At 64.9% G+C, this 13320-nt stretch carries 10 protein-coding genes; 6 read left to right on the top strand and 4 right to left on the bottom strand.

Annotated features, from left to right (window positions below):
- Positions 1-17 precede the first annotated feature (17 nt).
- Positions 18-1190: a 4-hydroxybenzoate 3-monooxygenase gene (gene pobA / locus N2605_RS04645; protein WP_036026588.1), complete on the bottom strand. Its 1173-nt coding sequence runs from the start codon at positions 1188-1190 to the stop codon at positions 18-20.
- 50 nt (positions 1191-1240) lie between these two features.
- On the opposite strand from pobA, the gene N2605_RS04640 reads away from it, so the two are divergent.
- Together N2605_RS04640 and N2605_RS04635 are read left to right on the top strand one after the other, a co-directional pair.
- Entirely contained in the window at positions 1241-2146 is a 906-nt protein-coding gene (locus N2605_RS04640) for a helix-turn-helix domain-containing protein (protein WP_109145101.1), read from the top strand.
- Between the two features lie 345 nt (positions 2147-2491).
- Positions 2492-3103 (top strand): LabA-like NYN domain-containing protein, encoded by a 612-nt coding sequence (locus tag N2605_RS04635; RefSeq protein WP_260345941.1) that lies wholly within the window; start codon positions 2492-2494, stop codon positions 3101-3103.
- Between the two features lie 23 nt (positions 3104-3126).
- On the opposite strand, the gene pcaG is transcribed toward N2605_RS04635, so the two are convergent.
- Positions 3127-3753, bottom strand: a complete 627-nt coding sequence (gene pcaG / locus N2605_RS04630; protein WP_260345938.1) for a protocatechuate 3,4-dioxygenase subunit alpha — start codon at positions 3751-3753, stop codon at positions 3127-3129.
- Between the two features lie 5 nt (positions 3754-3758).
- Positions 3759-4547 carry a protocatechuate 3,4-dioxygenase subunit beta gene (gene pcaH / locus N2605_RS04625; protein ID WP_036026596.1) on the bottom strand — a complete coding sequence of 263 codons (789 nt, stop codon included), beginning with the start codon at positions 4545-4547 and terminating at the stop codon, positions 3759-3761.
- A 90-nt stretch (positions 4548-4637) separates the two neighbouring features.
- On the opposite strand from pcaH, the gene N2605_RS04620 reads away from it, so the two are divergent.
- The 3 genes from N2605_RS04620 to N2605_RS04610 all read left to right on the top strand — a co-directional run bounded on the left by N2605_RS04620 (position 4638) and on the right by N2605_RS04610 (position 8613).
- A complete protein-coding gene (locus N2605_RS04620; RefSeq protein WP_036026598.1) occupies positions 4638-5567 on the top strand; it encodes a LysR family transcriptional regulator in 930 nt (309 codons plus the stop codon).
- Between the two features lie 99 nt (positions 5568-5666).
- Positions 5667-6971, top strand: coding sequence for a nicotinate phosphoribosyltransferase (gene pncB / locus N2605_RS04615; protein WP_225148885.1), 1305 nt, complete (start codon positions 5667-5669; stop codon positions 6969-6971).
- 328 nt (positions 6972-7299) lie between these two features.
- A complete protein-coding gene (locus N2605_RS04610) occupies positions 7300-8613 on the top strand; it encodes a GGDEF domain-containing protein (protein WP_260345936.1) in 1314 nt (437 codons plus the stop codon).
- 8 nt (positions 8614-8621) lie between these two features.
- On the opposite strand, the gene N2605_RS04605 is transcribed toward N2605_RS04610, so the two are convergent.
- The gene (locus N2605_RS04605) at positions 8622-9242 is read right to left on the bottom strand and encodes a TetR/AcrR family transcriptional regulator (RefSeq protein ID WP_225147065.1); all 621 of its coding nucleotides are present in this window, start codon (positions 9240-9242) and stop codon (positions 8622-8624) included.
- Positions 9243-9902: 660 nt separating this feature from the next.
- Between N2605_RS04605 and N2605_RS04600 the strand changes: the two genes are divergently transcribed.
- A complete protein-coding gene (locus N2605_RS04600) occupies positions 9903-13307 on the top strand; it encodes an acyl-[ACP]--phospholipid O-acyltransferase (protein ID WP_260345935.1) in 3405 nt (1134 codons plus the stop codon).
- Positions 13308-13320: the final 13 nt, after the last annotated feature.

Genomic DNA, 13320 nt, shown 5'->3' with positions numbered 1-13320 from the left:
GGGGAGGGTTAGATCGCCTAAAACGGCAGCCCCGTATAATTCTCCGCAAGCAGACGCTGCGCCGTCTCGGACGAGAGCAGGTAGTCGAGCTCCGTCTGCTGCAGACGATCCTCATATTCGATCCGGTCGGGGAAGCGGTGCAGCATCATCGTCATCCACCAGGAGAAGCGTTGTGCCTTCCAGATTCGCGCGAGCGCCTTGGCGGAATAGCCCTTGAGACCGGCATCGTCGCCGCTCTGATAATGCGCGAGCAGCGCGTGATAAAGATAGTAGATGTCGGACGCGGCGCTGTTCAATCCGCGCGCACCGGTCGGCGGCACGATGTGCGCGGCATCGCCGGCGAGGAACAGGCGGCCATAGCTCATCGGCTCGGCGACGAAGCTGCGCAAGGGCGCGATGCTCTTCTCGATCGACGGACCCGTGATCAGACGGCCGGCGACCTCGTCCGGCAGGCGGCGCTTCAGCTCGGCCCAGAACGCGTCGTCGCTCCAATCCTCCACCTTGTCGGTCAAAGGCACCTGGATGTAGTAGCGGCTCAGCACCTGCGAGCGCAGCGAGCACAGCGCAAAGCCGCGCTCGTGCTTCACGTAGATCAGCTCGGGCGATACCGGTTTCGTGCGCGACAGCACACCGAGCCAGCCGAACGGATAGACCTTCTCATATTCGCGCAGCACGTCCTTCGGGATCGACTTGCGGCTGACGCCATGGAAGCCGTCGGCGCCGACGATGTAGTCGCAATCGACGCGGAGCGTCTGCCCGTTCGAGCGATACGTCACATAGGGCCGATCCGACGTCAGATCGTGCGGCGTGACGTCCTCGGCATTGTGCACGACCTTGCCGCCGGCCCGGTCGCGTGCCTCGTAGAGGTCGCGCGTCAGCTCGGTCTGGCCGTAGACCAGGACCGAATTGCCGCCGGAATGCTTGTGCAGGTCGATGTGGGAGAGCACGCCGTCATGGGCGATCTCGAACCCGTTGTGGATCTCGCCCTCGCGGTCCATCCGCTCGCCGCATTGCGCTTCGCGCATCAGCTTCGCAAAGCCGTGCTCGAGCACGCCGGCGCGGATCCGGGCCAGCACGTGGTCGCGGCTGTATTTCTCCAGCACGATGGTGTCGATGCCCTTGAGGTGCAGGAGCTGGGACAGCAACAGCCCGGACGGCCCGCCGCCGATGATACAGACCTGAACTTTCATTTTTGCGTCCTCCCGTCGGCATTTTTTTGCATACGTTAAGGCGCAAGCCGATGGAGGGTTTCGCCTTTGTCTTGTACTATTCGAACATGAGAAGCGCGGCCCCCGCCCCGGCCATCCGGGTCTACAATCTGTTCGGCGAGTCCGGCGATCTGCCCGATGTCGTGCATTGCGAGACGATCGCCTCGCGTTCGGTGCTGCACGACTGGACGCTGGCCGTGCACCGCCATGCCCGGCTGCACCAGGTGCTGCTGATCGAGCGCGGCGGCGGCGAGGCGACGCTCGACGGGCGCGTGGTGCCGCTGAGGCCGATGCAGATCGTCAACGTGCCGGTCGGCCACGTCCACGGCTTCCGCTTCGAGCCCGACACGCAAGGCTGGGTGTTGACCATCGCCGCGGAGATCCTCGACGAAGCGCTGCTCGCCGCCGAGGGCCTGCGCGGTGCGCTGTCGCGGTCGGCGGTGGTGCGCGGCACGCCGCAGATCCGCGCCACGATGAAGCAGATTTTCGCCGAGCACGCCGCGCGCGACTTCGGCCGTGCGCATGTGCTCCGCGCCTTGTCGTCGGCCATGATCGGGCTCGTGGCCCGCGCGCTCACGGGCGAGAGCGGCGGCAACGGCACCGCGGAAAGCGGGTTGTTCCGCCGCTTCGAGGCGCTGCTGGAGCAGCATCATCTGGAGCGCTGGAGCGTCGCCGACTATGCCGAGGCGCTGTCGGTGACACCGACGCATCTCAACCGGATCACGCGGGCGGCGACCGGCGACACCGCCTCGCATCTGATCCTCAACCGACTGATCCGGGAGGCGCGGCGCAACCTCGTCTACACCAACCTGCCGGTCTCGACCATCGCCTACGCCCTCGGCTTCGAGGACCCCGCCTATTTCAGCCGGGTCTACGCCGCCGCCACGGGGGTCTCACCGCGCGCCTTTCGCGCCCGGCTCCATGGCGGCGAAGGCTGAACCACCGGACAAAGGATCAGGGCACGTCTGATCGACGCGCCTGGGATCCGCGATGTCTCTCGTTGCCACTTACCTTCGTATATAGCGCCCCATCCTTTGGATAGAGGCGCTTTACCTCCGTACAATTGAGCGGGACACGCCCTCGCCCTAGCGTCACAGCATTCGGCGCCCTGGCGCTGGTGGCATGGAACCTCCCTAACCTCGGCGCAAGGCGGCCACCCCTGTCCGGTCGTCTGCGCCGCCTTTTCAGCAAAGCCATCGGCGCCTTCAGTTATTCCCGCCGATACGCCGCGCCATTTCGGCTGGACGGTCGGCTTTCGTGCCGAACCTGGGGAGTTGTGCATAATGTCTTCGCTTGGGAAGAGCGCGCTCTTTATCGACGGCTCCAATTTCCATGCCACCGCCAAGGCGCTCGGCTTCGAGATCGACTACAGACGCCTGCTCAGTGAATTTCAAAGCCGAGCTACGCTGTTACGGGCCTTCTACTACACGACCATCATCGAGGATCAGGAATATTCGTCGATCCGCCCCTTGATCGATTGGCTCGACTACAACGGCTTCACCGTCGTCACCAAACTCGCCAAGGAGTTCGTCGACCCCGCTACCGGCCGCCGCAAGGTGAAGGGCAGCATGGATGTGGACCTCGCCGTAAGCGCGATGGAGCTTGCCCAGCACGTCGATCAGATCGTGTTGTGCTCGGGCGATGGGGATTTCCGTTCGCTGGTCGAAGCCTTGCAACGCCGCGGCGTCCGCGTGACCGTCGTCTCCACGCTCTCCACTCAGCCGCCCATGATCGCCGACGACCTGCGCCGGCAGGCGGACATATTCATCGATCTGGTGGAGTTGAAACCAAAAGTGGGGCGCGATCCACCCGATCGACCGATATCGCGCGAAATGCGGCAGCCACCGCACTTCCTCGCGCGCGGAACGATCAGGCGCGACGACCGGGTGGAATGATCGAAGGACGGCGGCCCGACACCTCACACGTCGAAGAACACCGTCTCCTCCGGCCCCTGCAGATTGATCGTGAAGGAATACACGATCTTGCCGGCGCGCTCGCTGCGGGTTGCGATCAATGTCTTGCGGCGCACCGGCTGCTCGATGAGGTTGAGCACGGGATCGGCGGCGTTTGCCGCCTCTTCGTCCGAGAAATAGAGCCGCGTGTTGAGGCCGATATTGATGCCGCGCGCGACGATCCAGACGTTGACGTGCGGCGCGCATTTGCGCCCCGTCCTCTCGGTGATCGCACCCGGCTTGATGGTCTCGAAAGTGACGAGGCCGCTGTCGAAGTCGGAGCCGGCGCGGCCCCAGCCGCGAAACTCGTCATCCGGCGCGCCGGCGGAGCGATCGGCGGGGTGGTTGTAGCGGCCGGCCGCATTCGCCTGCCAGATCTCCAGCAGCACGTCGCGCAGCGGCGTGCCGATGCCGTCGAGCACCTTGCCCTCCAGCGTGATGCGCTCGCCTTTGGTGTTCGGGCTCACCAGCACGTTGGAGAAGTTCTTCTCGAAGATGTCGAAGCCGGCCATGGCCGGGATCAGGCCGATATGGACGTAGGGCCCGGCGGTCTGCGAGGCGGTTTCCTTGAGATAATTGAGCGGCTGCGGCATGGGCTCTAATTCCCCGCGGTACGGTTTTCGAAATAGGTGGAGCGCTGGCCGCGCAGCACGATGTCGAAGCGGTAAGCGAGCGAGTCGAACGGCGTCGAGGCGTTGAGGTCGAGCGGCGCCACGAGGCGGTCGAGCGCGTCCTTGTCCGGGATCGTCGTCAGGATCGGGCAGACCGGGATCAGCGGATCGCCTTCGAAATACATCTGCGTGATCAGCCGCTGCGCAAAGCCCGAGCCGAACACCGAGAAGTGGATGTGGGCGGGGCGCCAGCTGTTGACGTAGTTGCGCCAGGGATAGGGGCCCGGCTTCACGGTGCGGAAGTAATAGTAGCCGGTGTCGTCGGTGAGCGCGCGGCCGCAGCCGCCGAAATTGGGATCGATCGGCGCCAGATAGGTGTCCTTCTTGTGCCGGTAGCGGCCGCCGGCATTGGCCTGCCAGAACTCGACCAGCGTGTTCGGAACGCCCCGGCCGGTCTCGTCCAGCACGCGGCCGTGGACGATGATGCGCTCGCCGACGGGATCGCCGTCCTTGGCGTAGTTGCGGATCAAATCATTGTCGAGCGGGCCGAGATCGTTGTGGCCGAACACCGGCCCCGTGATCTCCGAGATCGAGTTCTCCAAGGACAGCAGCGACTGGCGCGGCGAGCGCAGCACCGAGGACTTGTAGCCTGGCGCATGCGCCGGCGGATGGATCGCGCGGTCGCGCTGGAAGAAGCCGCCGTCGCCGAGCGGCGGCGTCAAGGGCTCGGGACGATTAAGGCGGGGATCCCGCAAGGCTGGCGCCTGGGCATTCATCGGCGTTGTCTCTCCCTGGGAGCCCGGGGTCGGGCGGCTTATCGGAAGAGCATGAGCCAGCCTATTCTCAAGATAAATAGATGAATTATAATGAATTGCATGAAGGAAATCGATCATTTGGCCCTCGACGGCCATGCCCTCGAGCTGTTCCTGGCGGTGCTGGAGGAAGGCTCGGTGACGGCGGCAGCGACGCGGCTCGGCCTCACCCAGTCTGCCGTCAGCCACGGGTTGAACAAGCTGCGGCGGATCGCCGGCGATCCGCTGTTCGCCAAGTCCGGCCGTGGCATCGTTGCGACGGCCCATGCGCAGGCACTGGCCGGCAAGGCACGCGCGCTGATCGACGAGATGCGCAGCTTCGCCGGGGGCGTCAGCTTTGAGCCGCCCCGCGCACAGCTGTCGTTGACGATCGCGGCCAACGATTTCCAGCGCGACCTGCTGCTGCCGCGGTTCTTCGATCACGTCGCCGCACAAGTGAAGGGCCTGAATTTGCGCGTGATCCCCTCGCAATCGCCCTCGCCCGCGATGCTGCGCGAAAACCGCTGCGACCTCCTGATCACGCCGCTGCCGCCGTCCGGCGTCGACATCGTGCAGAAGCGGCTGCTGAGGGATCACTACGTCTGCTACTACGATCCCAAAGCGCGCGCAGCGCCGGCCAGCCGCAGCGCTTATCTCGCGGCGCGTCACATCACCGTGGTCTATACCGACAATGAGCGGCTCGACTTCGACCGCCGGCTGGCAGCGAACGGGCTCCACCGCGACATCGCGATCTCCGTGCCGAGCTTCTCCGGCGTGCCGTCGTTCCTGCGCGGCTCACAGATGCTGGCGAGCATGCCGAGCCTGCTCGCGTCCGGCGTAATGCGTGGCTTTACGCAAACACCGATCCCGCTGGCGTCGCGCACGAAGACCCTGGCCGAGCTGCCGATGTTCATGGTCTGGCACCAGCGCTACCAGAAGGACCCGGCCCACCGCTGGGTCAGGAGCCAACTCGAGGCCGTCGCGGCGACGGCCGCCACGTTCTGACCTGCCGTTCTCATGCCCTGATAGCAGGCGCCGCGCTCCGCAAGACTGCCCTTCCCAAACCCACTGGTTGCGCAGGGGGAGCCGCGCTAAAATCCCCCCATGACAGTGACTGACATTGCGAACCGGACCTACAATCACAGCTGGCGGCTGGATCCCATTATCCGCAGCCTGCTCGATACCGACTTCTACAAACTATTGATGTTGCAGATGATTCGGGAGGATTACCCGAGTCAGAATGTGACCTTCTCGGTCATCAACCGCTCGCGCCATGTGCGCCTTGCCGAGATCATCGACGAGGGCGAGCTGCGCGCCCAGCTCGACCATGCCCGCACCATCCGCTTCACCAAGAAGGAGCTGATCTGGCTGGCCGGCAACACCTTCTACGGCAAGACCCATATGTTCTCGGCGGATTTCATCCGCTGGCTGGCGGAATTCCGCCTTCCCGAATACGAGCTGCGCAAGGTCGAGGGCCAGTACGAGCTGCATTTCCACGGGCCCTGGACCCACACCACGATGTGGGAGATTCCGGCGCTTGCGATCCTCAACGAGCTGCGTTCGCGTGCGGCCATGAAGGGCCGCGGCCGCTTCGAGCTCGACGTGCTCTACGCCCGTGCCAAGGCCAAGCTTTGGACCAAGGTGGAGCGGCTGCGCAAGCTCGAGAATCTGCGGCTGTCCGACTTCGGCACCCGCCGCCGTCACGGCTTCCTGTGGCAACGCTGGTGCGTCGAGGCGGTGAAGGAAGGCCTGGGATCGTCCTTCATCGGCACCTCCAACGTGCTGCTCGCGATGGACAACGATCTCGAAGCCATCGGCACCAACGCGCATGAGCTGCCGATGGTCGCGGCCGCGCTCGCCAGGGACGACGAGGAATTGCGCTGGGCGCCTTACCGCATTCTCGACCAGTGGCGTCAGACTTACGGCGGCAACCTCCTGATCGCGTTGCCCGACGCCTTCGGTACCAGAACCTTCCTCCGCGATGCACCGGAATGGGTCGCCGATTGGACCGGCTTCCGCCCCGACAGCGCGCCGCCGATCCAGGCCGGCGAGGAGATCATCGCCTGGTGGCAGAAGCAGGGTCGCAACCCCAAGGACAAGCTGCTCGTCTTCTCCGACGCGATGGACGTCGGCTCGATCGAGGACACCTATCGCCACTTCGCAGGGCGCGTGCGGCTCTCCTTTGGCTGGGGCACCAACCTCACCAACGATTTCGTCGGCTGCACGCCGGACGGCTCGATCAGCCTCGATCCGATCTCGCTGGTCTGCAAGGTCTCATCAGTCGACGGCCGTCCGGCCGTCAAGCTCTCCGACAATCCGGAGAAGGCGACCGGCCTGCCCTCGGAAATCGAGCGTTATCTGCGCGTGTTCGGCGACGCCGGTCGCGTACGCAAGCCGGTGCTGGTGTAGGACACACGTCCACGGAGAGCGTGTAGCGCCCGTCCGCCGCTACGTCGTCATTGCGAAGAGCTCTTGCGACGAAGCAATCCAGAATGATGCCGCGGAGGCAGGCTGGATTGCTTCGCTGCGCTCGCAATGACAAGGCATTGGTTCGCGATATCACATCAGCTCCGATTTCGCGGCATTTGAAACGATCTGCGCGCATCCACGTCACATTACCTTCACCCTCCGTCACAATCCCTCGCACTTTTCAGGTCCAGTTAAGCAACCATCTCGTCTACTTTGCGTTGCAGGCGCAACGCCCCTGCCGGGCGCGTCGATCGACTTGGGGACTGGTGTGTTTCGCAGAACAGCGGCGTCGGCGGAGGGCGGCAACCTCCTTCACGTCATCAAGCTCGTCTCGCCTTTCGTGATGGTCGTCGTGCTGCAGGCGGCGATCGCCGGATTCAGTCTCGAGGTGATGTCGTCGGTCCGCGCCTATGTCGCCGGCGAAGCACTCTGGTCGCGCTCGCAGAAGAACGCGGTCTACTTCCTCAATCTCTATCTGCATTCGGGCGAACCGAGCCAGTTCGCGCAATATCAGGCTTCACTCGCCGTCCCCATCGGCGACGAGTTCGCGCGCTGGGCGCTGGAACGCGATCCGGTCGACGTCGAGGCCGCCCGCGTCGGCTTTCTCCAAGGCGGCAACCATCCCGATGACGTCCCGGGACTGATCTGGCTGTTTCGCTATTTCAATCGCGTCAGCTTCCTCCAGGACGCGATCAGGGAATGGGCCGCCACCGATCCCATGCTGCTGGAGCTCAGCGTGTTCGGCGAGGTCATCCGATCCGAGCTGAAGAAAGGTCCCATTCAGGACGACGACCGCCTGCAATTCCTGTCGTCGCGGCTATCGGAGCTCAATGCCCAGTTCACGGTGCACGCCAAGCAATTCTCCACCGTCCTCGGCGAAGGATCCCGGGCGATCAAGCTGACGCTGACGGGCATCAACATGCTCACGGCCGCGGCGCTGATCCTGCTCCTGATCTGGCATACGCGGCGCCTGGTGCGGCAACGGCAGACCTTCGAAGACGCCTTGCATGCCGAGAAGGAGCGCCTGGCCTGGCAGGCATCGCATGATTGGTTGACCGGCCTCTCCAACCGCCGCGCCTTCGAGGCGCGCCTGCAAGCCGAGTTGGACAATGCCGCAGCGGGTGCGCTCGCCCTCATCCTGCTCGACCTCGACCAGTTCAAGAGCGTCAACGACAGTTGCGGCCACCTCGCCGGCGACCGCCTGCTCTGCCAGGTCTCGCGCCTGCTGCAGCAGGACCGGCATGCGCATGATCTGGTGGCCCGGCTCGGCGGCGACGAATTCGGCCTGATCCTGCCGCGATGCTCGCCCTTCGATGCTGTCGACATCGCCGAGCGTCTGCGCCGGTCGCTGGAGCTGTTCAATTTCACCTGGGACGACCGTTGCTTTGCCGTGACCGCCAGCATCGGCGTCGCCTGCATCGCCGACGGCAACATCACGCTCGAGGATGCGATGCGACGCGCGGATGCGGCCTGCTACCGCGCCAAGGAAAAGGGCCGCAACCGCGTTCAGGTCGAGAACGGGCGATCGGACGTTGTCGTCGTTGCGCCACGCCCGCGCGAAGCGGTCGCTGCACGAGGGTAATGGCATCGTCACCGCAGGGGCGGAATTCCAAGTCCTGCGAGATGGGTGTCGACGAATTGTTCGATCTGCTGGCGCAGCATCTGCGACGGCACGGCCACCATGCGCTCCTCGAGGCCGAGCGAGATGATGCCATGCACGGCGGAAAACAGCGTGCGCGACAGCAGCGCAATCTTCACGTCGTCCGCATCCGGCAATAGCCGCACCAGGGGCGGATGCATCAGCGCGAACGCATCCATCACCATCTGGAGGATGTCGTCCGGATAGGGGCGATCGTCCTCCATCCGATGCTCGAACAGGGAACGCAGCAAATTGGCGTGTGCGGCGAAGAAGTCGAGATAAGTCTCGGCGAGCCCATAAAGCTGGCGGACCGGATCCTCGGCGGGAACAGCACGGAGCCGGGCCGTGAGCGCCTGAACCGTTTCCCGGTTCACCGTCAGAATGACCCCGTCGAAGTCGCCAAACTCGTTATAGACGCTGCCGACCGAGCAGCCGGCCGCCTCGGCAACATCCCGAACCTTCAATGATCTCAGCCCCTTAGCTGAGATGATGCCGCGGGCAATTTCGACGATCTGGAGCCGGCGCCGAAATTTTTTCTGGTCGCGCAGCGATTCTTCTTGAACATTGTTCATTTTCAAGCTACTCATGTGAACATTGTTCAATCTAACCCGGAGACCTGGAAAATGCAAACCCTTGCTGTCGATATCGCCACCACCTTCGTCGATGACGCCGCCGCCCTCGTCGCCGGCTTTGGCCGGGCCCTGCTGCGGCTGGCCATGGCCCCGGTCAATCGCATCGCCAACGCCTGCGACGTTGCCGGTGTGCTCGCCGAACGCCGGGCGACTCTTCGGATGTGGCGGGCGAGCCGTGCCCGTGCCCGTCACGAGGGCCGCCGGTTCAGCCTGCTCGGCCGCTTCTCGCCGTTTCGCCACCTCGCCCATCTCACCTGAGGCGCGCACGCGGGTCGGCTCGAATGCAAGCGCCGGCTGCAAGGATGGACTTAACCATGTCCGGACGGGCGTGGCCGATCCGGCGGATTTCGACGATGCGGTTCAGTCTTTCCTTCATCGCCCGGCGCCATATCCGGGCGAGCGAGGCCGCTCCGCCCGGCCTCGACCGGATATTTGCGAACCTAACGATGCCGATTGGAGACCAACAGGATCGGAGGAACCGAGGGGACAGAGCAGGCCAGCAACTTCGTTGCCGCGCAATCGTTCGCCCTATGCTTCCGGTCGTGACGTTTCACAGACAACGTAACAACCTCAGTCTGCCTTGCCAAAACAGGACCAGTCATGATCAGGGAATTGATGTCGTCACGCCGCTTTGCGCCGCTGTTCTGGGCGCAATTCTTCTCGGCGCTCAATGACAACGTGCTCAAGAATGCGCTCGTCATCATCCTGCTCTACAGCGCGGCAACGAGCCACGGCGATGCGCTGGTGACGGTGGCAGGCGCCGTCTTCATCTTCCCCTACTTCATCCTGTCCGGGCTCGGCGGCCAGCTCGCCGACAAATACGTCAAATCCGTCGTCGCAAGGCGGCTCAAATTCGTCGAGATCTTTGCAGCCTGCTTCGCCGCTGCCGGCTTCTTCCTGCATTCGGTGCCGCTCTTGTTCGCAGCGCTCGCACTGTTCGGTACCATCGCCGCGCTGTTCGGCCCGGTGAAATACGCGATGCTGCCGGACCAGCTCGAGCTCGGCGAACTCGCGACCGGCAACGCGCTGGTCGAAGGCGCGACCTTCATGGCGATCCTGCTCGGTACCGTCGCGGGCGGCCAGTTCGTCGCCGGCTCCGCGCATATGGGCTGGGTCGCATCCGCCGTGGTCGTGCTGGCCGTGTTGTCCTGGGCGTTCGCGTCCCGCATTCCGCAGACGACGCCCTCCGCGCCTGAGCTGCCCGTCGACGCCAATCCCTGGACGTCGACGGTGAGCCTGCTCAGGACGCTTCGTGCCGACCATCGCCTCTGGGACGGCACCGTGATCGTCTCCTGGTTCTGGCTGGTCGGCGCCATCGTGCTGTCGCTGCTGCCGGCGCTGATCAAGGAAGTCGTCGGCGGCACCGAGGGCGTCGTGACGCTGTGCCTTGCCATCTTCGCGATCGGCATCGCCATCGGCTCGCTGTTTGCCGCCAGCCTCAGCCACGTTCGCCCGAACCTCGCGCTGGTGCCGATCGGCGCCATCATCATGGGCTTTGCCGGCCTCGATCTCGCCTGGGCCATCGGCGTCACCGCAAAGGGGCACGAGATCACTGCGCTCGGCTTCGCGACTTCGTTCGGTGGCCTGCGCATGCTGGCCGACTTCGTCGCCTTCGCCTTCGGCGGCGGCCTGTTCGTCGTTCCGTCCTTTGCCGCGGTCCAGGCCTGGTCGCAACCTTCCGAGCGCGCCCGCATCATCGCCGCCGGCAACGTGCTGCAGGCCGCCTTCATGGTGGTCGGCTCGCTGTTCGTCGCGCTGTTGCAGGCGGCAGGTCTGCATATCGGCTGGATCTTCTTCGGCCTCGGCGTCGCCAGCTTCGGCGCGGTGTGGTTCGTGCTGACCAAGTGGGGCAAGGAAGGCGTGCGCGATGCTGGCGGGCTTCTGTTCCGCGCCCTGTTCCGTACCGAGGTGCGCGGGCTGGAAAACCTGCCGCCTCCCGGCACGCGCATGCTGATCGCGCCGAACCATGTCAGCCTGATCGACGGCCCGCTGCTGCACGCCGTGCTGCCGATCGACGCGAGCTTTGCGGTCGACACCGGCATCGCCAAGGCCTGGTGGGCCAAGCCGTTCCTGCGCGCGATCAAGCACTACACTATGGACCCGACCAAGCCGCTGGCTGCGCGCGACCTGATCAAGCTGGTGGCGGCGGGCGAGCCTGTCGTGATCTTCCCTGAGGGACGCATCACCGTCTCCGGCTCGCTGATGAAGGTGTATGACGGCACCGCGATGATCGCGGACAAGGCCGACGCCGTGGTCGTGCCGGTCCGGATCGAAGGTGCGCAGCGCTCCTATCTCAGCTATCTCAACTCCAGCCAGATCAAGCGGTCCTGGTTTCCGCGCGTGACGGTGACGATCCTACCGCCGGTCAAGCTTCCGGTCGACGAAACGCTGAAGGGCAAGGCCCGCCGCAACGCCGCCGGCGCCGCGCTGCAGGACGTCATGATCGACGCCCTCGTCAAGAACGCCATGCTCGATCACACGCTGTTCGAAGCCCTCGGACACGCCTATCGCGACCGCGACACCGGCAAGGTCATCATCGAGGACGCGCTCGGCACCAAGCTGACTTATCGCAAGCTGATCCTCGGCGCGCAGGTCCTGAGCCGCAAGCTCGAGAACGGCACCGCAACCGGCGAGAATGTCGGCGTGCTGCTGCCGAACTCCGCGGGCGTCGCCGTCGTCTTCATGGCGCTGCAGAACAGCGGCCGGGTGCCGGCGATGCTCAATTTCTCGGCCGGTCCGGTCAACGTGCTCGCCGCCATGAAGGCCGCGCAGGTCAAGACCGTGCTGACGTCGAAGGCCTTCATCGAGAAAGGCAAGCTCGACAAGCTGATGACTGCGATCTCCGCGGAGGCACGCGTCGTCTATCTCGAGGACGTCCGCGCCTCGATCGGCATCGCCGACAAGATCAAGGGCCTGCTCGCGGGCACGACGCCGCGCGTGCCCCGCCAGGCCAACGATCCCGCCGTCGTGCTGTTCACGTCGGGCTCGGAAGGTACGCCCAAGGGCGTGGTGCTGTCCCACCGCAACATCCTCGCCAACGCGGCGCAGGCGCTGGCGCGGGTCGATGCCAATGCCAACGACAAGGTGTTCAACGTGTTGCCGGTGTTCCACTCGTTTGGACTCACGGGCGGAATGATGATGCCGATGCTGGCGGGCATTCCGATCTACATGTATCCCTCGCCGCTGCACTACCGGATCGTGCCCGAGCTGATCTACCAGACCGGCGCTACGATCCTGTTCGGCACGGATACGTTCCTGACCGGCTATGCGCGCTCGGCGCACGCTTACGACTTCCGCACCCTGCGCCTCGTTATCGCCGGCGCCGAGGCGGTCAAGGACCGCACGCGGCAGGTCTTCATGGAGCGCTACGGCATTCGCATCCTCGAAGGCTACGGCGTCACCGAGACGGCGCCGGTGCTGGCGATGAACACGCCGATGGCCAACCGCCCCGGCACCGTCGGCCGTCTCTCGCCGCTGATGGAAAGCCGCCTCGATCCGGTCCCCGGCATCGAGGAAGGCGGACGCCTCTCGGTGCGCGGCCCGAACGTGATGCTCGGCTACCTCAGGGCCGAAAATCCCGGCGTGCTCGAAAAGCTCCCCGACGGCTGGCACGACACCGGCGACATCGTTTCGATCGACGCGGCCGGCTTCATCACCATCAAGGGCCGCGCCAAGCGCTTTGCCAAGATCGCGGGCGAAATGGTCTCGCTGTCGGCGGTCGAAGCCATTGCGACGGCGTTGTGGCCGCAGGCCGCATCGATCGCCGTGTCGATCCCCGACCAGCGCAAGGGCGAGCGCATCGTGCTGCTGACGACCGAGAAGAACGCCGAGCGCAGCGCGATGCAGGCCCAGGCCAAGGCGATCGGCGCCTCCGAGCTGACCGTGCCCGCTGCGATCATGGTGGTCGACAAGGTGCCGTTGCTCGGCACCGGCAAGACCGACTATGTCACGGCCACGACGATGGCCCGCGAGCAGGGATCCCCGCCCGAGCGCGAGGTCGCGTAAGAGGTTGCGAGAC

Origin of the sequence: Bradyrhizobium yuanmingense, from assembly GCF_025200905.1 — a bacterium.
Lineage (GTDB): Bacteria > Pseudomonadota > Alphaproteobacteria > Rhizobiales > Xanthobacteraceae > Bradyrhizobium > Bradyrhizobium yuanmingense.
Note: the sequence above shows the minus strand (reverse complement) of the source record. Positions and strands in the feature narration are given on the sequence as shown.